The 22,953-nt window shown below is 65.9% G+C and carries 17 protein-coding genes and 1 tRNA gene; 8 read left to right on the forward strand and 10 right to left on the reverse strand.

Features of this window, described 5'->3' with window-relative positions; genetic code table 11:
* Positions 1-57: 57 nt before the first annotated feature.
* Together P0M04_RS16945 and P0M04_RS16950 are read left to right on the forward strand one after the other, a co-directional pair.
* Complete coding sequence (locus P0M04_RS16945) at positions 58-1,953, forward strand: MFS transporter (protein WP_259452786.1); 1,896 nt, start codon at positions 58-60, stop codon at positions 1,951-1,953.
* A 59-nt stretch (positions 1,954-2,012) separates the two neighbouring features.
* A tRNA-Pro gene (locus tag P0M04_RS16950) sits at positions 2,013-2,089 on the forward strand.
* 64 nt (positions 2,090-2,153) lie between these two features.
* Here the strand turns inward: P0M04_RS16950 and eutC are convergent.
* Both eutC and P0M04_RS16960 read right to left on the reverse strand, forming a co-directional pair.
* On the reverse strand, positions 2,154-2,966 hold the full coding sequence (eutC, locus tag P0M04_RS16955; RefSeq protein WP_259452787.1) for an ethanolamine ammonia-lyase subunit EutC: 813 nt from the start codon (positions 2,964-2,966) through the stop codon (positions 2,154-2,156).
* Between the two features lie 10 nt (positions 2,967-2,976).
* Positions 2,977-4,368, reverse strand: a complete 1,392-nt coding sequence (locus tag P0M04_RS16960) for an ethanolamine ammonia-lyase subunit EutB (protein WP_259452825.1) — start codon at positions 4,366-4,368, stop codon at positions 2,977-2,979.
* A 279-nt stretch (positions 4,369-4,647) separates the two neighbouring features.
* On the opposite strand from P0M04_RS16960, the gene P0M04_RS16965 reads away from it, so the two are divergent.
* A complete protein-coding gene (locus P0M04_RS16965) occupies positions 4,648-5,853 on the forward strand; it encodes a GGDEF domain-containing protein (protein ID WP_259452788.1) in 1,206 nt (401 codons plus the stop codon).
* On the opposite strand, the gene P0M04_RS16970 is transcribed toward P0M04_RS16965, so the two are convergent.
* Entirely contained in the window at positions 5,786-6,328 is a 543-nt protein-coding gene (locus P0M04_RS16970) for a lipocalin-like domain-containing protein (protein ID WP_307727370.1), read from the reverse strand. The two genes, P0M04_RS16965 and P0M04_RS16970, sit on opposite strands and share 68 nt — an antisense overlap.
* 94 nt (positions 6,329-6,422) lie before the next feature.
* On the opposite strand from P0M04_RS16970, the gene P0M04_RS16975 reads away from it, so the two are divergent.
* Together P0M04_RS16975 and ppc are read left to right on the forward strand one after the other, a co-directional pair.
* Entirely contained in the window at positions 6,423-7,274 is an 852-nt protein-coding gene (locus tag P0M04_RS16975) for a LysR family transcriptional regulator (protein ID WP_259452789.1), read from the forward strand.
* Positions 7,275-7,473: 199 nt separating this feature from the next.
* Positions 7,474-10,221 (forward strand): phosphoenolpyruvate carboxylase, encoded by a 2,748-nt coding sequence (gene ppc, locus P0M04_RS16980; protein ID WP_259452790.1) that lies wholly within the window; start codon positions 7,474-7,476, stop codon positions 10,219-10,221.
* Here the strand turns inward: ppc and P0M04_RS16985 are convergent, their stop codons facing one another.
* Positions 10,222-12,402 carry a glycoside hydrolase family 88 protein gene (locus P0M04_RS16985; protein WP_259452791.1) on the reverse strand — a complete coding sequence of 727 codons (2,181 nt, stop codon included), beginning with the start codon at positions 12,400-12,402 and terminating at the stop codon, positions 10,222-10,224. It lies immediately after the preceding gene.
* A gap of 108 nt (positions 12,403-12,510) precedes the next feature.
* On the opposite strand from P0M04_RS16985, the gene P0M04_RS16990 reads away from it, so the two are divergent.
* Positions 12,511-13,452: an alginate lyase family protein gene (locus P0M04_RS16990; RefSeq protein ID WP_259452792.1), complete on the forward strand. Its 942-nt coding sequence runs from the start codon at positions 12,511-12,513 to the stop codon at positions 13,450-13,452.
* Here the strand turns inward: P0M04_RS16990 and P0M04_RS16995 are convergent.
* On the reverse strand, positions 13,427-15,262 hold the full coding sequence (locus tag P0M04_RS16995) for a hypothetical protein (RefSeq protein ID WP_259452793.1): 1,836 nt from the start codon (positions 15,260-15,262) through the stop codon (positions 13,427-13,429). The genes P0M04_RS16990 and P0M04_RS16995 overlap by 26 nt on opposite strands.
* A 76-nt stretch (positions 15,263-15,338) precedes the next feature.
* Positions 15,339-16,334, reverse strand: coding sequence for a LacI family DNA-binding transcriptional regulator (locus P0M04_RS17000; RefSeq protein WP_259452794.1), 996 nt, complete (start codon positions 16,332-16,334; stop codon positions 15,339-15,341).
* A gap of 199 nt (positions 16,335-16,533) precedes the next feature.
* Here P0M04_RS17000 and P0M04_RS17005 point away from each other — a divergent pair, with 199 nt between their 5' ends.
* Positions 16,534-17,358, forward strand: a complete 825-nt coding sequence (locus P0M04_RS17005; protein ID WP_259452795.1) for an NAD-dependent epimerase/dehydratase family protein — start codon at positions 16,534-16,536, stop codon at positions 17,356-17,358.
* 356 nt (positions 17,359-17,714) lie between these two features.
* Here P0M04_RS17005 and P0M04_RS17010 read toward each other — a convergent pair whose 3' ends face one another.
* The 4 genes from P0M04_RS17010 to P0M04_RS17025 all read right to left on the reverse strand — a co-directional run bounded on the left by P0M04_RS17010 (position 17,715) and on the right by P0M04_RS17025 (position 22,584).
* On the reverse strand, positions 17,715-20,192 hold the full coding sequence (locus tag P0M04_RS17010; RefSeq protein WP_259452796.1) for a TonB-dependent receptor: 2,478 nt from the start codon (positions 20,190-20,192) through the stop codon (positions 17,715-17,717).
* Between the two features lie 18 nt (positions 20,193-20,210).
* Positions 20,211-21,431, reverse strand: a complete 1,221-nt coding sequence (locus tag P0M04_RS17015; protein WP_259452797.1) for a glycoside hydrolase family 88 protein — start codon at positions 21,429-21,431, stop codon at positions 20,211-20,213.
* Between the two features lie 155 nt (positions 21,432-21,586).
* Complete coding sequence (locus P0M04_RS17020; RefSeq protein WP_259452798.1) at positions 21,587-21,877, reverse strand: hypothetical protein; 291 nt, start codon at positions 21,875-21,877, stop codon at positions 21,587-21,589.
* Positions 21,874-22,584 (reverse strand): LexA family transcriptional regulator, encoded by a 711-nt coding sequence (locus P0M04_RS17025; RefSeq protein WP_259452799.1) that lies wholly within the window; start codon positions 22,582-22,584, stop codon positions 21,874-21,876. Before P0M04_RS17025 ends, P0M04_RS17020 begins: the two co-directional genes overlap by 4 nt.
* A gap of 126 nt (positions 22,585-22,710) precedes the next feature.
* Between P0M04_RS17025 and P0M04_RS17030 the strand changes: the two genes are divergently transcribed.
* Complete coding sequence (locus P0M04_RS17030; RefSeq protein ID WP_259452800.1) at positions 22,711-22,920, forward strand: holin; 210 nt, start codon at positions 22,711-22,713, stop codon at positions 22,918-22,920.
* Positions 22,921-22,953 lie beyond the last annotated feature (33 nt).

Raw genomic sequence — 22,953 nt, forward strand, 5'->3', positions numbered from 1 at the left:
TTCAACGTGCCGGTTGTGTTGTAGATTGTCGCATCCCCGACATTCGCATCATCGACCATGAGCCACCCGAACCACACCAGCCAGTTTGCCCTGCTGACCCAGCGCCGCTTCGGCCCGTTTTTCTGGACCCAGTTCCTGGGCGCCTTCAACGACAACCTGTTCAAGACGGCGCTGCTGGTCGTGCTGACCTATGACGCGTTGTCGTGGACGACGCTGCCCCCCGCGCTGCTGAACAACCTGATCCCGGGCCTGTTCATCCTGCCGTACGTCGTGTTCTCCGCGACCGCGGGCCAGGTCGCGGACAAGGTCGAGAAGGGCCGGCTGGCGCGCTTCGTCAAGCTGCTCGAAATCGGCATCATGGGCATCGCGGCCATCGGCTGGCTGACGCACAACCTGTGGCTGCTCGTCGCCGCCGTCGCCGGCATGGGCGTGCACTCGACGCTGTTCGGCCCCGTGAAATATGCCTATCTGCCGCAGCACCTGAAACCGGAAGAACTCGTGGGCGGCAACGGCGTCATCGAGATGGGCACGTTCGTCGGCATCCTGCTGGGCGAAGTGATGGGCGCGATCCTGGCCGGCCACGGCGCCGCCGGCGTGCACCTCGTCGCGTTCGGAACGCTGGCCGTCGCCGTGCTGGGCCTCGCCACGAGCTGGCGCATTCCGGTGTCCCCGGCGCCCGCGCCGGCGCTGAAGATCAGCGCGAACTTCGTCGCCGAATCCGTGCGCAACCTGGCGTTCTCGAAGAAGAACCGCACCGTGTTCCTGTCGATGCTGGGCAATTCCTGGTTCTGGTTCTACGGCGCCCTCGTGCTGTCGCAATTCCCGCTGTACGCGAAGGACTACCTGCACGGCGACCACAGCGTATTCGTGCTGCTGCTGACCATCTTCTCGCTGGGGATCGGCACCGGCTCGCTGCTGTGCGAAAAGCTCTCCGGCCGCAAGGTCGAAATCGGCCTCGTGCCGTTCGGCACCATCGGCCTGTCGCTGTTCGGCATCGACCTGTATTTTGCGAGCCTCGGCTACACGAACACGGCCCCCGTCGACTTCGTCGGCGTGCTGGCGCAGCATGGCACGCTCCGCATCCTGGCCGACATCCTGCTGCTGGGCGTGTTCGGCGGCTTCTTCATCGTGCCGTTGTTCGCGCTGATCCAGACGCGCTGCGACCCGGCGCACGTCTCGCGCACCATCGCCGGCATGAACATCCTGAATGCGCTGTTCATGGTGGCGTCGGCCGGCGTCGCGGTGTTCCTGATCGGCCGCGGCTTCAGCATCCCCGAGATGTTCCTGACGACCGCGCTGCTGAACGCCGTGGTCGCCATCTACATCTTCTCGCTCGTGCCGGAATTCCTGATGCGCTTCCTGGCCTGGCTGCTGATCCACACGATCCACCGCGTGTCGACGGTGGACGTCGAGCGCATCCCGGAAGAGGGCCCCGCGGTCCTCGTCTGCAACCACGTCAGCTACGTGGACGCCATCGTCATCCTGGCCGCGAGCCCGCGCCCGATCCGCTTCGTGATGGACCACCGCATTTTCAAAACGCCGCTGCTGGGCTTCATCTTCCGCACCGGCAAGGCAATCCCGATCGCCCCGGCGCAGGAAAACCCGTGGCTGATGGAAAAGGCGTTCGTCGACATCGCCCAGGCGCTGCACGAAGGGGAACTCGTGTGCATCTTCCCGGAGGGAAAGCTGACGCGCACGGGCGAGATGAACGCATTCCGCGGCGGCATCGCCAAGATCCTCGCGCGCAGCCAGGTGCCCGTGATCCCGATGGCGCTGCGCGGGTTGTGGGGGAGTGTGTTTTCGCGCGATCCGTCGAATGTGTTCGAGCGGTCTTTTGCCCGCGGGCTGCGGTCGCGGCTGGCGCTGGCCGTCGGGCGGCCGGTGCCGCCGCAGCAGGTCACGCCGGAGGGGCTGTACGAAGAAGTGCTGGCATTACGTGGCGATTGGAAATAGTGTCACGTGACAAAAAAGCTAGTCATCTTGCGTCCCTCTGTTATAATTGTGGCCCGAGTCGGGGCGTAGCGCAGCCTGGTAGCGTACGTGCATGGGGTGCACGTGGTCGGAGGTTCGAATCCTCTCGCCCCGACCAATGAATTCAGTGAATCAGGCCAGCTTTCGAGCTGGCCTTTTTCGTTTCCGGCCGGTCGTCGCGGTCAAAGCAGAAAATTCCGCTTTTCCTCACCCGCGAGCTCGACCGACCCGCTCGTCTCATCCTTGAGTTCCACCCCCGTCAACCCGCGCCGGCGCGCTTCCGCCAGCAGGTAGTGCAACCTGCCCGCGGCCTCGTCGTACCGTAGACCGGCCGGCCTGACGTTCGAGATGCAGTTCCGGCGCTCGTCGGTCAGGCCGACCCGGGGCGCCCACGTGACATACAGGCCCATGCTGTCGGGCGAACTGAGGCCCGGACGCTCGCCGATCAGGACGACTACCATGTTCGCCCCCAAGAGTTCGCCGACTTCGTCGCCGACCGCCACGCGTCCCTGCAGCACGATGGCAGGCGGGGCAACCAGCCATTGCTCCTGCAGAAGCCGAGCACGCACCACCTGCAGGAACGGGGCCGCGTTCTGCGCGACCGCGAGAGAGGAAAGACCATCCGCGACCACGAAGGCGACGTCGTAGGGCGGCATCGCCGGCGCGGACGGGCGCAGGGCGGCCAGGGCGGCACGCGAATCGTCATCCAGCCGCCGTCCGAGATCGGGACGCTGCAGGTAGACGTTGCGGTTGGCGGCCGCGCTGTGCAGCTGCACGCATGGACCGATCCCGGGCCAGACGGCCTCGATATCGGTCCGCAGTGCCTGCGTATCCAGCGCAAGGTGCACGGCATCCCGCGCACGCGCGTGCGCGAGCTGGAAATCCAGCTGGGCCGACGTCGGCTGGCTGACACCCGTGTGGCCGAGCGCGATGCGCGCGGCCGTGAACTGGCGCAGTGCCTGCCAGGGGTTGGGTGTGACGATGGTGTCCGGCACGGCGTCCTCCTCAGGTGATACGCGTCAACGCGCGTTCGAACGGCGCGGGCAGGGTGCGCCCCAGGCTGATCTCCCCATCGCCCGCGAAAATGCCCATGTCGCGCAGCCACGCGTGGAATTCCGGCGCGGGCTGGAGGTTCAAGACGCGGCGTGCGTACAACGCATCATGGAACGAGGTGGTCTGGTAGTTCAGCATGATGTCGTCCGCACCCGGGACGCCCATCACGAACGTGCATCCGGCAGTGCCGAGCATCGTCAGCAGGACGTCCATGTCGTCCTGGTCCGCTTCCGCATGATTGGTGTAGCACACGTCGCAGCCCATCGGCAGTCCAAGGAGTTTGGCGCAAAAGTGATCTTCCAGGCCGGCACGGATGATCTGCTTTCCATCGTACAGGTATTCCGGTCCCATGAAGCCGACCACGGTATTCACCAGCAGCGGCTTGAACTTGCGCGCCACGGCATAGGCGCGTGCCTCGCAGGTTTGCTGGTCGACGCCGTGGTTGGCGTTGGCGGACAACGCACTGCCTTGTCCGGTCTCGAAATACATGACGTTGTCGCCTACCGTGCCGCGTCGCAGCGACAGGGCGGCCGCGTGGGCTTCCGCCAGCAGCGCGAGGTCGATGCCGAAGCTGGCGTTGGCGGCCTGCGTCCCGGCGATCGACTGGAATACCAGGTCGACCGGCGCGCCCCGGTCGATCGCGGCGATCGTGTTGGTCACGTGCGTCAGCACGCAGGACTGGGTCGGAATGTTGTAGCGCGCGATGATCTCGTCCAGCATCTCGACGATGCGGATGACCTGCGGCACGTTGTCCGTCGCCGGGTTGATGCCGATGACCGCATCGCCACTCCCGTACAGCAAGCCGTCGAACAGGCTGGCGGCGATGCCGAACGCGTCATCGGTCGGGTGGTTCGGCTGCAGGCGGGTCGACATCGTGCCCGACAGGCCGATCGTGTTGCGGAAGCGCGTGACCGGACGGCACTTGCGTGCGACGAGGACGAGGTCCTGGATCCGCATGATCTTCGACACGGCGGCCGCCATCTCGGGCGTGATCCCGGGGGCGACCTGGGCCAGCGTCGCCGTGTCGGCCTCGTCGCCCAGCAGCCAGTTGCGGAAATCGCCCACCGTCAGGTGACGGATGCGCAGGAAGGCCGAGGCGTCGTGTTCGTCGATGATCAGGCGCGTGACCTCATCCGTCTCGTAGGGCACGACCGGTTCGTTCAAAAACGTCGTGAGCGGCAGTGTGGCGAGGGCCATCTGCGCGGCCACACGCTCCTCGGCGCTGCCGGCAGCCACGCCGGCAAGATGATCGCCGGAGCGCGCGGGCGTTGCTTTGGCCATCAGATCGCGCAGGTCGGCGAACGTATAGGTTCGCGCGCCGACGGTGTGGTGATACTGACTCATCATTGCCCCCACCGAGTGACAGAAAGAGCGGCACGTGTGGCGCGCTCCCGGGAACCATCATTATGCATGGCCGCCAGGCTGACGGACCATCTCTTCCGCTGTTTGCCGCACAGAAAACTGGCGCAGCATCATCATGAATTCAGTATATTGATCGCCCTATAAATACATCAGCGATCCGCCATGATTCGTCGATCCGCGCGAGCAATGACGATAGTCCAGTCCCTGGTTGGATTATTGTTGGTTCTGACGCCCACATTACTGGTCTGGCAGCACGTCGGAATGACCCGGGTCCTCGAGATCTCGCCCCGGCACCCGTACGGCGCGACCGTCACCGACGACCGCCACGAGAACGGCAATTCCGTCGCATCGCTGGTGCCGACCGCGGATGCCTTCATCATGGGCTGTGCCCTGCGCGCGGGCTATGCCTGGCCATTCTGCAAGCTGCAGTTCCACCTTGGGCAGGCCGGCAAAGGCGTGGACTTCAGCCAGTTCGATTCGGTGACGTTCGACATGCGTTATGCGGGCGAGGCCGGGCGCAAAATCAGGCTGCACATGACGAACTTCGAGCCGGAATTCTCCACCGTCGGCGACTGGAACTCGCAGCGATACAACTCCGTCGAATTCGACGCGCCGGCACAGGCCACGTTCACGATTCCCGTCAATGTCGTGCGCACGGCGGACTGGTGGATCACGGCGCATGACGTCCCGCTGGAGAAAACGTATACCCGGCTCGACAACGTCACGGCGCTGGAGATCTCGACGGGATCGGTACCGCCCGGCCAATCGATCACGATCGACGTGCGGTCCATCGAGTTTCGCGGAAAATGGATCTCGAAAACCAGGCTGCTGACCTGGCTGGTGGGCGCGTGGATCGGCTGCGGCCTGCTGGGGCTGTCGCTGAGCCTGTTGCATGTCCGCTCCAGTCTCTCCGCGACCAACGCGCGCCTGGAGCTGCTGGCCGCCGTCAACAAGGCGCTGCAACTGGAAGCGCGCGACCTGGCCAACCAGGCCCATACCGATCCGCTGACCGGCGCATTGAATCGCCAGGGGCTCCGGGAGGTGTTGATGAAGCGCCTGCACGTCGCCGGCCACGTCGACGAGGAGATGGCGGTCGTATTCATGGATCTCGACCATTTCAAGCGGATCAACGATCAGCATGGCCACGACGCCGGCGACGAGGTATTGCGGCGCTTCGCCGCGGTCATCCGCGGCGAAATCCGATCCAGCGACAAGCTGGTGCGCTGGGGCGGCGAGGAGTTCCTGCTCCTGTCTCCGGAAACCGACGTGCCGCATGCCGTGTCCATGCTGGACAAGCTGCGCGCGGCGTTGGCGAAGCAGGAGTGGCCGCAGGGATTGCGCGTCACGTCATCCTTCGGCGTGACGTCGCTGAAGCCGGAAGAGGACATCGGGGCGGCGATCAAACGGGCCGACGGGGCGTTGTACCTCGCCAAGGCGAACGGCCGCAACCGGGTCGAAATCGCCTGACCTCAGGGCATGCGCCGCCACACCGAAATCGGATGCCGCCGTCCGGCCGCGCCGGCACGCGATAGCGCAGCTCGTCGCCATGCAGCTCGAAGCTGCGCCGCTGCACCGCGCCCTCCCAGTTCGGAAACGATGCCGCTTCGATGCGGAACACCAGCTGGCCGTCTTCCAGCGCGACGGTGCCGTAGTGCGTGCTGGACCCGAGCACGGCGGCGCGGAATTCGTCGCTCGTGCCGGCCGCCTTGTCCGCGGACGCGAAGCGCGGGCGCTCGGCCTTGAAGATCTGCAGCGCGTAGTGTCCCTGCGCGTCGATGACGAGCCGGCCCTTGGGCGCCGCGCCGTAGTCGCGTTCGACGCTGCCGTCGGGGCGCTGGACGTCGGCGGCGACGAGGGTCCACGTGCCCGCGAGGTCGGGGAGTGCGGCGTGTGCGGCCGGGACGACGCCGGCCAGCACCATGCTGGCGATCTGCCTGTTCATATCGTTCTCCTTGCTGATGAAAGCATCAGCGTAGCGACGACAGCGCCTGAACGGAATTCCCGAATTCCGCACCTGTTCCGTGCATAATTGCACAATGCAGACACCTGACTGGGACGACCTCCGCTTCTTTCTCGCGCTGTGCGAGGCGGGCACGCTGACGGGCGCCGCGCGCGCGACCGGGGTGGAACACACCACGGTGGCACGCCGCATCGACGCGCTCGAAACCGCGCTGGGCGCCCGCCTGTTCGACCGCTTTCCCAGGGGCTGGTCGCTGACGGCGGCCGGCACGGCGCTGGTGCCGCATGCGCGCAAGCTGGAAGACGACATGCACGCCCTGCTCAACGTGGCGCGCGGCGCGATCGAGGTGGCGGGTGTCGTGCGCGTCTCGGCGCCGCCGGCGCTGACGGCCTGCCTGCTCGCCCCGCGCCTCCGTGCGCCCTTGTCGCGCCTGCCCGGCGTGGAAATCGACCTGCGCGCGGAGGCGCGCACGACGGACCTGATGCGGCGCCAGGCCGACATCGCGCTGCGTTTTGCGCGCCCCACGGCGCCGGGCCTCGTTACCAGGCTGCTGGCGCACGTCGATTACGCCCTGTATGCGCACGCAGACTACGTGGCGAGCCGCGCGCCGGCGCAATGGGAATTCCTCGGCTACGACGAGCTGCAGCAGGATGCGCCGCAACAGGACTGGCTGGACAAGCTGCGCGGTGCCCGCCGCTACAGCGTGCGCTCGAACGATCTGCTGACGTTGCTGCAGGCCGCAGTCGGCGGCTGCGGCGTGGGTGTCTTTCCCCGGTATGCGGCGGCGCGTGCACCGGGCCTGGTCGTGCTGGATCCGGCCTGTCCGGTGCGCCGCAAACTGTGGCTGGTGATGCACGACGACGTGCGCCGCGCCCCGCACGTGCGCGCGGTGGCCGATGAGATCATCGCCATGTTCGAGCAGGAATAGCGGCGTTTTCGTTTCTTCATGTGTAGCATTTTTTCAACCAAGCTCACCGAACTGATCAATGTTCGTAGTAAAATTTCATAACATTGCATTTTTCGCCGTGCCGCGCTGTGTATAAAGGCTGGTATATACAAGGTATCTGTCCGCCAACGCTGGTTAACTGGTGCGTGTTCTGTAAATTATTTACATTTTGGAGAGCTGAATGAGCGTTGAAGAGGCACGGAACTTCAAGGAAGAGCTGCTGGGGCGGGATATCCGCCAGCTCGGCCGCATGCTGGGGGAAACGATCCGGGCCCAGGAGGGTGACGGGGTATTCGAACGCATCGAGTCGGTCCGCAAGAGCTGCATCGGCTTCCGGCGCGACGAGGACGGCAGCGCGCACGAGGAACTGGCGGCTATCCTCGAAGACATCTCGTCCGACGAGAAGACCCAGCTGATCCGCGCCTTCACGTATTTTTCGCTGCTGGCCAATATCGCCGAAGACCAGCACCACATCCGCCGCAGCCGCGCGCACCTGTCGGCCGGATCGGCACCGAAGAAGGGCAGCATTGCCCACGCCGTCGACGGCGTGTTCGACGCCGGCCGCATGGACGACCTGCGTGCCTTCTTCGACGACGCGCACGTGAGTCCCGTGTTCACCGCGCACCCGACCGAGGTACAGCGCAAGAGTGTCCTCAACTGCCAGATGGCGATCGCACGCCTGATCGGCGAACGTGACCGCACGCAGCTGACGCCCGACGAAGAGCAGGACAACGATGAAGCCCTCGCGCGCGCGATCCTGACGTTGTGGCAGACGCGCCTGCTGCGTCCCACCAAGCTGTCGGTGCTGGACGAAGTCGAGAACGGCCTGTCCTTCTTCGACTACACGATGTTCAAGAGCGTGCCGCGCCTGTATTGTGCCCTCGAGGACACGCTCGCGCAGAAGGATGGCGCATGGGCCGACACGGAGCTGCCGTCGTTCATGAAAGTGGGCAGCTGGATCGGCGGCGACCGCGACGGCAACCCGTTCGTCACGGCCGACATCCTGCGTGCCACCCTGAAGGCGCAATCGACCCGCGCGCTGGATTTCTACCTGCCGGAAGTGCACACGCTGGCGTCGCAACTGTCGCAGGCGCAGTCGCTGTGCGGCAGCACGGACGCGCTGCGCCGCATCGCCGAGCGCACGCCCGACCAGTCGCCGCACCACCAGGACGAGCCGTACCGCCAGGCGCTGCACGGCATGCACGCGCGCCTCGTGGCGACGCGCGCGTGGCTCGTCGCCGGCGCCGATGAACCGGATGCGACGGCCTACACCAGCGCGGCGGAACTGCTGGCCGACCTGGACGTCATCCACGACTCGCTCGTGGCCAACGGTGCCCGCCAGCTGGCACGCGGCCGTCTGCGCCTGCTGCGCCGCGCCGTGAAGGTATTCGGTTTCCACCTCGCGCCGGTCGACCTGCGCCAGAACTCCGACGTGCACGAGCGCGTGATCGCCGAACTGCTGACGCAGGCGCGTCCCGGCGTCGATTACCTGGCGCTGGACGAAGCCGCGCGCTGCACGCTGCTGCTGGAAGAACTGCAGTCGCCGCGCCTGCTCGTGTCGCCGTTCGAAGACTATTCCGAAGAGACCGCGTCCGAACTGGCGATCCTGCGCGAGACGAAGCGCGCGCACCTGACGTATGGCCGCGCCGCCGTCACGAACTACATCATCTCGAAGGCCGCCTCGGTCTCCGACCTGCTGGAAGTGGCCGTGCTGCTGAAGGAAGCGGGCCTGCTGCATCCGACGCTCGGCACGCTCGACGTCAACATCATCCCGCTGTTCGAGACCATCGACGACCTGCGCGCCGGTCCCGCGATCATGGCGGCGGCGTTCGGCCTGCCGTTCTACATGCGCCTGCTGCAGTCGCGCGACCGCCTGCAGGAAGTCATGCTGGGCTACTCGGACAGCAACAAGGATGGCGGCTACGTCACGTCCGGCTGGGAGCTGCACAAGGCGGAGCTGGAACTGATCGCCGTCTTCCGCGCCCATGGCATCAAGCTGCAGCTGTTCCACGGCCGCGGCGGTTCGGTGGGACGCGGCGGCGGCCCGAGCTACGAAGCGATCCTCGCGCAGCCGCCGGGCGCCGTGCAGGGCCGCATCCGCCTCACGGAACAGGGCGAAGTCATCACCGCGAAGTACGCCAACGCTGACGTCGGCCGCCGCAACCTCGAGGTGCTCGTCGCCGCGACGATGGAAGCGACCCTGCTGTCGCATGCGCAACCGCAGCCGGATGCGGCGCAGGTAGCCGCGATGGACCGCCTGTCCACGGAAGCGCTTTCCGCCTACCGCTCGCTCGTGTACGAAACGGAAGGCTTCGAGACGTACTTCTGGGAGTCGACGGTCATCTCGGAAATCGCCGCCCTGAACATCGGCAGCCGGCCGGCGTCGCGCAAGAAATCGCGCTCGATCGAAGACCTGCGCGCGATTCCCTGGGTGTTCAGCTGGGCCCAGTGCCGCCTGATGCTGCCGGGCTGGTACGGTTTCGGCACGGCGGTGGAGCGCTTCATCGCGGACGCGCCGGCCGAGCGCCTCGCGCTGCTGCGCACGATGTACAAGACCTGGCCGTTCTTCACGACGCTGCTGTCGAACATGGACATGGTGCTGGCCAAGAGCGACATCGCGATCGCCGGCCGCTACGCCGGCCTCGTGGCCGATGCAGCGCTGCGCGACCGCATCTTCGGCGCGATCAGCGCCGAGCATGCGCGCACGGTGGAGATCCTCAGGCAGATCATGGAGCAGGACGAGCTGCTGGACGGGAACCCGCAGATGCAGCGCTCGTTGCGCAACCGCCTGCCGTACATCGATCCGCTGAACCACCTGCAGGTCGAGCTGCTGCGCCGCTACCGGGCCGGCGTCGACGACGACGCGACCCGCAACGGCCTGCACATGTCGATCAACGGCATCTCGGCGGGTCTGCGCAACAGCGGCTGATCAGTCCTGACCCGTTACCCGCAGCGGCACCGCCAGCCGCTGCGCGACGTTGCGCACGTGGGCTTCCCACGCCTGCGCATTGGGGAAATCTCCACTCCTGCTCCATCCCGCGCCCAGGTAGTGCACGAACGGCTGCCCGGGTTGCGCGGTCCCGACCAGCAGCGCGTCGCTGCCGTCCGTGGCCGCGCGCGTCGTCTGCCCGGGGACGATCACCGCGCACGCCGTGTGTCCGTTCGGCGCACTCTCCGGTTCCCAGTAACTCATCCAGCTCGCGTTCGTGTCGCGTACGAGCCGGCCGTCGCCCTTGCGCTGCGCGATGCCGACGGCGACGGGTAATACGCCCGCCTGCCCGCTCGTGTAGCGGCTTTCGACGCGGCTGAAGTTGGAGCCCGCGTCGATCGAGATGCGTTTCGTCTCCGACACCTGGCGTCCGGCCGCGCTCCACGCGTCGTAGCGCAGCTCGAACACGGCGCGCAGCGGACCATCCGCGATGACTTTCCAGCCCGCGTAGACGGATGACGGATACGCCTTGCCGTCGCGGTAGATTGCCGTGCCGCCGCAGCCGCGGCCCGTGCCGACGCTGTAGTTGTCGAGGCCCTCGCCATGGTCGCTGTGGTACTCGCCGCGCTTGTACCACGTATCCACGACGGGCCGGCGTACGCGCTTGAGCCACACGTCCACGCCGCTGCCCACGTGCTCGTTCGGCACGTGCAGGATCGCCGGGCCGTACGTGCGGTGGGCGATGCGGTCGCTCTCCCACGCGAAGTCGTCGTAGCGTTCCGGTACGTAGCGCGCGTGCACCTTGACGTCCGGCGGCGCCAGCGCGGGCAGGGCGTTCGCGGGCAGCAGCAGGAAGCGGCGCTGTTCACCGGGCGCGAAGTTCGCCTGGAACAGCAGCGTGTCGCCGATGCGCTGCGTGGGCAGCAGGCGCGACGTGTCGGCTTCCATCACGGCCTGCGGTGCGTCGGGACCGGTGGCCAGTTCGATCGTCTCGTCGGCCCGATAAAAGTCGCCCGGATTCGTCACGCGCACGGTGCGCGGGGCGCTATCGAGCAGCGCCATGCGGAACACTTCGCTGCCCGCGAGCAGGAAGGCGCCGACGGCATAGACTTCCGTCGCGTCTTCCGCGAAGCCCGTGGGCGCCTGGCCGATCGGCTGCACGTGCGTCAGCTTGCCGTCCGGCTGGACGCTGGCGACGAGCGCCGCCCACGCGCGCCGCACGCCCGGTTCGAACGCGGTGCGGTCCAGCAGGCCCTGGTTGACGCCCCACGCGAGCGCGTACGCGAACAGCGCCGTGCCGCTCGTCTCGCGTGCCGGATAGGTGGCCGGATCCAGCAGGCTCGCGCGCCACAGGCCGTCGGCCTGCTGCAGCGTGAGCACCTTCGCGGCCATCTCCCTGAACTGTTGTTCGAAGCGGGCACGCGCCGGATGGTGCGCCGGCAGGTACTGGAGCGTCCGCGCCAGGCCCGCCATCACCCAGCCGTTGCCGCGTGCCCAAAAGACCTTGCGGCCATTCGCTTCGCGCCGGGCAAAGTAATTGCTGTCGCGGTAGTACAGGTGTTCGTCCTCGTCGTACAGGTAGTCCGACGTGCGCCACCACGCGGCGACGGCGTGGTCGAGATAGCGTGCGTCGCCGGTGGCCGCGTACAGGCGCACCCACGTCGGTGGTCCCATGAACAGGGCGTCGCACCACGACCAGCGGTCCTGGTTGCCGGGCGCCGTGAATTCCAGTGTGCCTTCATGCGGCTCGGCGAGGATGGCATCGAAGCGCGCCTTCAGCGGCGCCAGCATGGCCGGGTCGCGCAGCTGCAGGTACAGCTCCGCATACGTCTGCCCGACCACATGGTCGTCCGCGTGATAGGCACGCGGGCCCGGCTGCCAGCCATTGCGTTCGCCCATCGCGACCATCGCATCCCGGTATTTGCGCGTGCCGGACAGGTTGGCCAGCGCCATGATGCCGGCATCGCCGACACCCTGTGTCCAGTGCGTGGTGTCGTGCGCGCTCGGGTGCGCGAGCTGCCAGTCGGCGACTCTTTCCATCGTCGCCAGCACGGCGGCCGGCGCCAGCGCCTGCGCTTCGGCCTGGACGGCGGGCGGCGTGCGTGTCGCGCAGCCGGGGAGGAGGGGGCCGAGCAGCAGCAGGGCGAGCGTGGCGTACCTGAAGGGGGAAGTCGGGATCATGATAGGTTAACGTTTAACTGGATATGTGGATTTTGGCGCAAAGCTAGGATAAGGTAAACGCTTTCATAAAGGGAGGAGGCAATGCGGATACGAGGCATCAGGACAGCCATGCTGATCGCGGCACTGGCCGCGCGCCAGGCCTGCGCGTGCGAGACGCCGCCGCCGGCCGTCATCGACATCGACGCGAACAGTTATTACAGCGACAGCCATCATTCGATCGTCGACCCGGTGCGCAAGGCGCGCAACGAGGCGGCCGTCAAACCTGTCAACGATTATCTCGACGCGGTGGCCCGCTCCGCCGTCGCGTGGCAGCGCACGCATCGCGACGCGGACGCCCGCTGCGCCCTGGCCTGGCTCGCCGACTGGGCCGACCGTAAGGCAATGCTGGGCACGATGACGACGGAGCAGTCTTACTACACGCGCAAGTGGACGCTCGGCGGTCTCGCGCTCAGCTATGCGCGCGTGAAACCCGCGGCGACGGCCGACGAACGCCGCCGCATCGAGGCGTGGCTGCTGGCGCTGGCCGATGCGACGATCCGTCACTCGGATGCGCACAAGGGCGTGCGCAACAACCACTATTACTGGGAGGGCCTGGCCGTGACGGCGGCGGGGGCCGTGACGGACGACGCGCGCTGCCTGGCCTGGGGCCGCAAGGCGTTCGACGATGCGATGGCGCAGATCCGCCCGGACGGCGTGCTGCCGTACGAACTGGAACGGGCGGGCAGGGCGCTGCACTACCACCTGTACGCGGCCGCGCCGCTCGTGATGATGGCGTCGATCTTCGACGTGCAGTCTCCCCGGCTGGACCGGCTCATTGCCTTCTCCGTCGCAGGCGTCGCGGATCCGTCGACCTTCGCGAAGATGACGGGCGTCGAGCAGGAGTGGTCGGGCGGCGTGCCGGGCTGGATCGCAATTTACCTGCGCCACGGCGGCAAGGTCCCCGTTCCCGTCAAGCTGCCGGCCGTGAACTGGGATGCCAGGATGGGCGGCGACCGCAGCCTGGCCAATCCGCTCGAACACGTCGTCACCGGTAGCGGATCGTCCAGCTGATCTTCAACGGTTTATCGAACGTGAACGCGCCCGTGCGGCAGGTGGCCAGGGTGGCCATCGGTCCGTACGGCGCGCGGTACGCTTCGCGGCCGGTCACGTCGTCGGCGCTGCAGCTTGCGAGGCCGTCGACGGCGAACGCGCGCACGGCACCGTCGCGGAAGGCGATCGTTTTGCCGTCCACCGCGGCGCCGCTTGAAAACGACGCGAATTCGAGGCTCACGCCGGCCACGTCCAGCGGCGCCGCGGGCGTATAGGTGTCGGTGCGCGTGATGACGCCGTGGCGCAGCGTGTACGCCGTGTCGACCGCGATGCGCGCGTCTTTCACGGGCACGTTCTTGCCCAGCTTCGTGAGCGCGTCCTGGCGGTATGTGACGCGATGGCCGTCGTCGATGTCGCTCGTCTGGATGTTTTTCAAGAACGCGGTCGCGATCAATTCGCTGCCGTCGGCCAGTTTGAACTTCGGCAGCAGCTGCGGATGCGCCGCGCCGCTGTCGGCAATGCCGGAGACGATCCCGTACGCGAACGGCAGCGGATAATACGGGCTGTTCGCATGCTGGCTCGGCCCGCCGTTGATCATCGACAGGCTGAACACGTGCGCCCCGTCGCGCCAGATGGCGAGGGGGCGGTCGTACTCGCCGCCCGCGAAGCGCGTGAGGCTGAACGCGGGACGCGCGCGTTCCAGCCATGCCGCGAGGTCCGCACGCGGTACGGCGTTCTTCATGCCGGCCCGGTTCCACATCTCGTCCGTGCTGATCAACTGGTGCAGCAGCGAGAAGTTCTCGCCGAGGATGCGGTGCTTGCCCCGGTACGTGTCCGTGCGGCGACCCTTGCCCCACATGTCGACGGAGTGCAGCGCCGGGTCGTACCAGAACTGCATGTAGCGTTCGCCGATGCGCGCCGAGTAGGCGTACGCGTACTCCTTCTCTTCCGGCGTGAGCACGCCGAGGTAAGCGGCCGTCGACAGTATCTCCAGCATGGCCGTTTCGCCGTACGGGCCGAGGCTGCGGCCCATCGTGAAGCCGCTGCCGTCCGCATCGGCCGCGTTCAGCGCGACGTCGGCCGACTTGCGCAGCAGCGCCTTCAGTTCCGGCGTCACCGTGAGGCCGGTCTCGATGAAGCGCTCGCAGATCTCCGCGGCCAGCAGGATGCTGTAGCGGTCGAAGCGGCCCTGGCCATCCGTCTCGTCGGAAAAGCCGTAGGTGCCGGAGTAATCGGCGTAATGCTTCAGCATCCGGTCGAGCAGGACGTCGCTCGCCTGCGCGTCTTCCCAGCCCATCAGCAGGCGCAGGCGCGCGATGCTGAAGGCGACGCCATAGTAATTGGTCGGCAGGTCGATCAGTTCGTAGGCCGGCACGCGCACGAACGTGCGCCAGTCGAGCTTCTTGCGCAGCTGCTCGAGCGTGGCGGGGCGCACCGCGCGCTCCAGCAGGCCCGCCTGCTTCAGCCTGTGCAGCGCGCCCATGTAGTAATAGATGCCCCAGGTATCGTTTTCCATGCCGACGGTGAGATCGGCGATGGACGCGTAATCGCGCAGCATGCCGGGCAGGCGCGGGTCGTCGGCCGGCGTGTGCAGCAGCACGTCCGCGAGGCCGGTCGCGATTTTCCCGGGCAGGAATTTGTCGTGGCTCTGGAACGGCGCACGGCCGTCGATCATGATGCCGTCCTGCTCTTTCACGAGCTTCTGGAAAAAATAGTCCAGTTGCGGGTAGGCCTGTTCGACCGTCTGGTGCAGGGGCTTTGTTGCGAGTGCGGGCGCGGCGTGTAACAGGGTGAGAACCGCCATCGTAATGACGGGCAGGGCTGGGCGCATGCGTGTCTCCGGTGTTGTTAAACGTTTTCCTAAAAGGATAGGTCAACTCTTCCGGAAAGTAAACGGCGACGCGGGATCAGGGACGGCGGGCGATCGTCGACGCGCGCAGGATCAGCTGTGGCGCGACCTTGGTGAGCTTCTCGACGTGCTCGCCGCGGATCACGGCCAGCAGCTTTTCCATCGCGGTCGCGCCCATGCGCTCGCTCTGCAGGTCGACGGTCGTGAGGGCCGGCGTCGTGTATTTGCCGTAGGGGATATTGTCGAAGCCGACAACGGAGATGTCCTGCGGGATGGAGATGCCGAGGTTCGACGCTTCCTTCATGAAGCCGAGCGCCATCAGGTCGTTGTAGCAGATCAGCGCATCCGGGCGCTGGCCGCCCAGCACGATGGCGGAGCACAGGCGCTCGCCTTCGGCCAGCGAAGGCGCCTCGGCATCGAAGATCGCGAGTTCCAGGCCGGCCGCGTTCAGCGATTCGCGGATGCCACCCAGCCGCTCCTCGTCGCGCCGCGACTTGGAGAAGCCAAGGTAGGCGATGCGGCGGTGGCCCAGCATGCGCAGGTGTTGCGCGAGCATGTAGGCGCCGGCGTGGTCGTCGCTGGCCACCGTCGGCAGCGGCAGCTTCGCCAGGGTGCCGAAGAACACGAGCGGCTTGTCGATGTCGGCCATCCACGCCATCTCGTGCTCGCGCATGCGCGAAAACACGATCATGCCGTCCACGCGCCGGCTCAGCTCTTCCAGGGTGCGCCGTTCGCGGCTGGGGGTTTCCTCCGTGTCGACGAGCAGCACGGAAAAGCCCTGGTCGTGCGCCACGCGGTTCGCGCCCTTCAGGATGCTGGAGAAGTGCGGGTTGGTGATGTCCAGCACGGAGAGGCCGATGGTGTTCGTGCGCCCCGTGATCATCGACTTGGCCAGCGGGTTCGATTTATAGCCCAGGCCCGCGATCGCGGACTCGATCGCCGCCTCGACCTTGGGCGAAAAGCGCTGCGCGCCATTGATGAATTTCGACACCGTGGCGGTGGACACCTGGGCTGCTGCGGCGACGTCGCGGATGGTCGGGGCGGACTTTTTCATGGGAGGTTAATCGTTACTCAGCGGCACATCTTAGCATGCGTCCTTACGGGCGGAAGCGAGCTGGGGCAAGAAATCGGTGTATGGAATCGTTGCCACCTGTACGGAAGGGGCGCCGCGGCCGAAAAGCCGGTCAAAAAATTGACATCGAAACCGTTTTGGATATACTCGGTTAAACGTTTAACACAATGCGAGCCAGTCCATGACCCAAGCGACCGAGTCCAAGCCCTTCCATCGTCTCCTCCTGACCGGCGCCGGCGGCGGACTGGGCACCATGCTGCGCGAGCGGATCAAGCCGTGGGCCGACGTGGTCCGCCTCAGCGACATCAAGGACATTGCGCCCGCGGGTGAGGGCGAGGAGGTCGTGCGCTGCGACCTGGGTGACCGCGCCGCCGTGATGGCGCTGACGGAAGGCGTCGACGCCGTGCTGCACTTCGGCGGCGTCTCCGTCGAGGACACGTTCGAGACGATCATGCACGCCAACATCCTGGGCCTGCATCACCTGTACGAAGCGGTGCACAAGCGCGGCATCAAGCGCGTGATCTACGCGAGTTCCAGCCACGTCGTCGGCTACTACCCGACCACGCAGGTCGTCGACGCCGACGCACCGCTGCGGCCGGACGGCATCTACGGCGTGTCGAAATGCTTCGGCGAAGCCTTGTCGCGCTATTACTTCGACCGCTTCGGCATCGAGACCGTGTGCCTGCGCATCGGTTCGTCGTTCGGCGAGCCGCGCAACGCGCGCATGCTGGTCACCTTCCTCGCGTACGACGACCTCGTCGAACTCGTGCGCTGCGCCCTGTTCACGCCGCGCGTGGGCCACACGATCACGTACGGCGTGTCGGACAACCCGGTGCGCTGGTGGGACAACCGCGCAGCGGCCCACCTGGGCTTCGAGCCGCGCCACAGCGCACGCGCCTTCTCCGACCGCTTCCCGGCCGGCGGCAACTGGGCGGATGCGGACGACATCACGGCCGTGTACCAGGGCGGGCCGTTTTTGACGGCGGGGCCGATCTACGAAGACTGAAATGGCCTAAGAAAGCGACAGGACGGGCCGGCGCAGGAATTTGCCGGCCCGTTTCAATTCGGGGTCAGAGCACATTTTCTGCAAAATTCGGGGTCAGAGCACTTTTCGGTGCAAGTTCTATGACGTAAGCGCGAAGAGGTGGTAGAGGAAGGTCCGCTTGTCCGCATGTTGATGCGGCGGGCGTTATTCGGTGTTTATTGCGCAGTTGGACATTGATCTGAAATGTGCTCTGACCCCGAATTTGGAAATAAATGTGCTCTGACCCCGAATTATGGAAATGGCCTGGAACAAAAAAATGCCGCCAGGTCGCCCCGGCGGCATCGAGGGAAACGCGGGCCGGAGCCCGCGGAGGAAACTCAGAATTTCAGGTCGAGGCGCACGCTGTAGAAGCGGAACACGTCGCGCGGCGGCACCCAGCTGTTGACCGTGATGGCGGGCGAGGCCGACGTCGGGCCGGCGCGGTACGACGGGCCGCTGGCGTTGGCGTTGCCGATGTAGAAGCGGTCGAACAGGTTGTTGATGCGGAAGGACAGGCGCCACATGTCGTTGTTCTGGCGCAGGCCGAAACCCAGGTCCGTGATCGAGTACCCGTTGTTCACCGAGCGCGGGTCGTTGTTGATGTTGGTCTGGTATTCGCTCTGGTAACGCACGTTCGCGTTTACGAAGGCCCCATACGGGCGTTCCGCGAAGCGGTAGTCGTAGTTCGTACCGATGTTGACCTTGTTCTTCGGCGTGCCCGGGAAGATCCCGCCCGACAGGTTCTGCACGCCCGTCGTCGAGCCGGCGCGGATTGGGAAACAGGCGCGGTTCCAGCCGCCCAGCGAACCGCCTTCGCCCAGGCCCGTCGTGCCGATGGCGGGGTTCGTGTTGTCCTGGTAGCACGGGCCGTTCTTCCAGTCGACGATTTCCGGACGCGTGTACGCGTACGACACGTTCATCGACCAGTTCGACGTCAGCAGGAAGTGCGAATCGATTTCGAAGCCGCGCGTGCGGATCTTCGGGATCGAGTTCAGTTGCGTGTAGATCGTCGGGTCGTTCGGCAGCACGAACGACGTGTTCTGCTGGTAGTTCTTGAAGTCCGTCTTGTAGATCGTGGCCGCGAGCGACATGCGGTTGCGGAACAGGTTCGCCTTGGTCCCGAGCTCGATACTGCGGCTCGTCTCCGGCGCCACCGGGAACGCGGCCGCCGCTTTCAGGCCGCTCGTCACGTCGTACGCGAGGCCCTTGTAGCCCGTCGCTGTCATCGCATAGACCATCCAGTCGCTGTTGATCTGCTTCTGGATCGACAGCTTGCCCGTCGTCGCCCAGTCGCGGTTGCCGCTGCTGGAAAACTGGTCCTGGCCGACGGGACCCGGCACGAACGTCGAGCGGTCCAGCTGGTCGGTGTAGAAGTTGCGGATGTAGTTGAAGCCCGACGTCTCCACGTTGCGGCGGATGCCCGCGACCAGCGTGTAGGTCGGGTACAGGTCCCACGTGGCCTGGCCGAACACGGCGCGGTTCACGTTGTAGATGTCGGTGTAGTAGTTCGTGGGGCTCGACGGCGAGCTGGCCGTGCAGACGCTCGGGCGCACGCAGAAGCCGCGGATGAAGTGGCGGTCGATCTCGTTCTGCGCCCACCACAGGCCGGCCACGTAGCGCAGCTTGCCGATGTCGGGTGACACGTAACGGAATTCCTGCGTCTTCGAACGGATGTCGTACGTGCCGAACTGCGCGTTTCCGACGCTGAACCTGGTCTCGCCCGGTCTGGCGATCGTGGGGACGTCGACGAAGTCCTGGTCGCGGTAATCGTTTGCCTTGTAATGCTCGTACGAGGAGATCGACATCAGCGTGCCGTCGTTCGGCAGCACGTACGAGAACTTCAGGCCCGTACCGAACGTGGTCGAGTTGATCCCGGTGGGGAAGTCGCGCCGCACGTTGCGGTTGTTGGGATCGTACGGATTGATGCCCGCCAGCGTGAGCGACGCGGGCAGTTGCGGATTGCCGTTCATGTACGCGGTCGCGAGGTCGGCCGGTCCGGCCGTGCGATAGAAGCCGTTCACCGCCGTCACGCCGCGGCTGTTTTCCTGCGCGTTGTAGTGCGGCGTGAAGTCGATCTCCAGGTCCTTGATCGGGTTCCACTGGAACTTCGTCATGATCGTCTTGCCGCCCGACCCGTTGACCTTCTGGCCGTTCGTCAGGTTCGTGAAGTTACCGGGCATGTCGCTCTTGTTGACGGCGATACGCATGCCGAAGTCGTCGCGCAGCTTGCCGCCGACCGATGCGCCGACGCGCCACTCGTGGTCGTTCGTATAGTAGGCGTTGGCGCGGTAGACGATCGGACCGCTGATGGGTTTCGTCACGATGTTGATGGCGCCGGCCACGGCGGACTTGCCGAACAGCGTCGATTGCGGACCTTTCAGCACCTCGACGCGGGCCACGTCGGCCAGGTCGCGGAAGGCCTGGAACTGGCTGGCGATCGGGATATCGTCGATGATGACGGAGACGTCGGACTCCACGCCGATGCCGACGGAGACGGTACCGATGCCCCGCATGAAGATGGCGTTGTTGGCGGCCGTCGTGCCCGACGACAGCGTCAGCGACGGCGTCAGGTTGATGACGTCCTCGATCTCGCGCACGTTGTTACGCTGGATCTCCGCTTCGGACAGCACGGAGATCGACTCCGGCACGTTTTCCAGCCGCTCCACGCGCTTGTTGGCGGTGACCAGCACGGTCTGCAACTGGTTTGGGTTCTCTTGCGCCTGCGCCGGTGCCGCCCAGTGGGCGACGGCCAGTGCAACGACAGCCGCCACGGGCTTGACCGCGATCCGCGCGCCCGGTGTTCTCTGCTTGCTCACAACGTCTCCTTTGTTTTTCTAATGAAAACTGCCAGTCCCGCTGCGCGCCGCCTTCATGCGCAGCAGCGCCTCCAGAAAGTAGTAGTCCGCGTAATTCAGCGGCACATCGATTTCCGATTTGGCCGGCTTGTGGCCGGTCGCATGCTTGAGGAGGAAGCCGTCGTTCTCGCCGGGCGCCGCGAGGTACGCACTGGACGACAGGCTGCGCAGCGTCTGTTCGGCGAAGTCGCGGTAGCGCGCGGCCGTCTCGCGGTCGGAGAACGTCGCCAGTTCCAGCAGGGCGGAGGCGGCGATGGCGGCGGCGGACGCGTCGCGCGGGGCGTCGGGAATGGCCGGGTCGTCGAAGTCCCAATAGGGCACTTTGTCGGCCGGCAGGCGTGGATGGGTCGTGTAGAAGCGGGCGATTTTATGGGCCTGCCGAAGGTATTCGTCGCGATGCGTTTCGCGGTACATCATCGTGTAGCCGTACAGGCCCCACGCCTGCCCGCGTGCCCATGCGGAGCCGTCCGCGTAACCCTGTACGGTGACGCGTGCACGCACGGCGCCCGTCTTCGGGTCGTAGTCGACAAGGTGGAAGCTCGATCCGTCGGGGCGGAAGTGGTTCTTCAGTGCCGTGTCGGCATGGGCGATGGCGATCTCGCGGTAGCGCGGCTCATTGGCAGCGCGCGCGGCCCACATGAGCAGTTCCAGGTTCATCATGTTGTCGATGATGACCGGGAAGGCCCACGTCGTATTCGGCCACAGGTCCCACGACTGGATGCTGCCGACGTTCGGATTGAAGCGCGTGATGAGCGTCGTCGCGCCGGCAAGCAGGGCGTCGCGGTAGGCTACGCGGGTGGCAGCGTCGTCGACGAGGCGCAGGCCGTTGCCGTAGCCGGCGCCCAGCATGAAGCCGAGATCGTGCTGGGACTTGTCGAACTTCGCGGGCGCCGTCAGTGCGGTGTAGCGCAGCGCGGCCGTTTTCCAGGACGCGTCGCCGGTGGCTTCGAACAGGTACCACAGCGAGCCGGGAAAGAAGCCGGCGGTCCAGTCGCCCGGCCCGACCATTTTCAGTTCACCGCGCTCCACGGTGCGAGGGAAGCCCGGCTTGCCCGCCGCCTTGTCCAGCAGGACGCGGTACTGCGCGCTGGCGACCTTGAAGTCCTTCGCGATGACGGCGCCGATCGGTTCCGCGGCCGTTGCGGCCGACGCGCCGCAGGCCGCCAGCAGGATTCCGCAGATAATCGTTTTCGCAGTCATGGAACCCGTCTCCTTGTTGGTCTGATTATTGAGCAAATCGTAATCAGAACAGGAAGCGGTGTCAACAAAAATAGGAAAACGCTTAACTAGGCGTTTTCAGGGCGTGGCGACGTGTTGACGGGAGTCGGAGCGAAAACGTTTTGCCGGCCGGATGGCTAGAACGGCGGCGGCTCGTCCGGCGGGTCCGGCGGCACGTCGAGGTCAATTGTCGTGCGCGCGAGGTGCGTCAGGTCCGCACCGTCGACGAGGGCCTGTGCCTGGAACGCGGCATGCGCGCGCACGCCATTCCTTTGCACAGACATGAGCAGGATGGGCAGGGTGGGGAAGTAAGGACGCAGGCGTTCCAGCAGAACGTCGCCGACGCCGGGCGCGACCCAGGCCGGCGGCGGAAAGGCCAGCGCCACGCGCACGCCTTTCAGCTCGGCGAGGGCGACCTCGAGCTTCATATCCGGTCGCTTTCCTTGCGGACGACGCGGCCGATGACGATGCACGCATTGCCCTGGCAGAGTTTGCGGTGGTATTTGCGCTGGTCCGGATTGTCCGACATCAGCCACCATTTGCCGGCGTCGCGCGTCAGCCGCTTCACGACGGCTTCGCCCTCGTAGTTGAAGGCGTACACGGCGCCGTCCACGAGCTTCGTGTCGAGCGTGTTGATGATGACGATGTCGCCCGCGTACAGCGCCGGTTCCATGCTCTCGCCCTTGACGAGGATGGCCATCAGGTGGTCGGGATGGTAGTTGTGCCGTTCGATCCACGTGCGGCGCATGCCGAGCGTGCCGCCGTCGCGGCGTTCCGGCTCCGTCTGGAAGCCCGTGATCCCGGCCGACAGCCGCAGCTTGACCATGCGGATCTGGACGAATTCCGCGTCGTCGTTATCGGCCGGGCGCACCGGCATGCCGTCCTTCAGGCCGTGGAAGGGCGCCTGGCGCGCGTCGCCTTCGCCGGTCATCAGCCAGATGTGCGAGAACCCGAGTTCGCGCTCGATGTTCAGCGCGTAGCGGATGTCCATCGACTTGATTTTTCCGGTCAGCCACTGGTTCACCACGCTCTTCGAGGCGCCCGAGGCCTTGACGAGGCCGGTCTGGCCACGCTCGCCTTCGAGGTGGGGCGTGGTGCGATAGATGTGGTCGAGGCGGTCGGATAAGAGGTTCATTTCAGGGCCTGCACTCAGTTGAGTTTAGTGTTCTTGACGTTGATCAGTTTAGAGTTCTATACTGGACTCTACTCGACTTGCCGGGGTTTGTGAAGGGAGGCGAGCTATCGATGGGGGAGAACAGTGATGAACAGACCAAGTATTTTCGGCGTGGCCAGCTATGTCGCGGGCATGGCGTCGATCGGCGCGTCGTTGACCATGGCGGACGTCGGCGCGGCGGTCGGTATTGCGACCGCCGTCCTGACCTGCCTGACCAATACCCTGTATACCTGGCGCCGCGACCGGCGCGAGCAGCGCGAGTGCGAGGCGCGATTGGCGCAGTTGGAGCGGCACTAGACGTGAACGCGTCACTTTGATCCAGGTCAAAGT

The organism is Telluria mixta (assembly GCF_029223865.1).
Taxonomy (GTDB): Bacteria; Pseudomonadota; Gammaproteobacteria; order Burkholderiales; family Burkholderiaceae_D; genus Telluria; species Telluria mixta.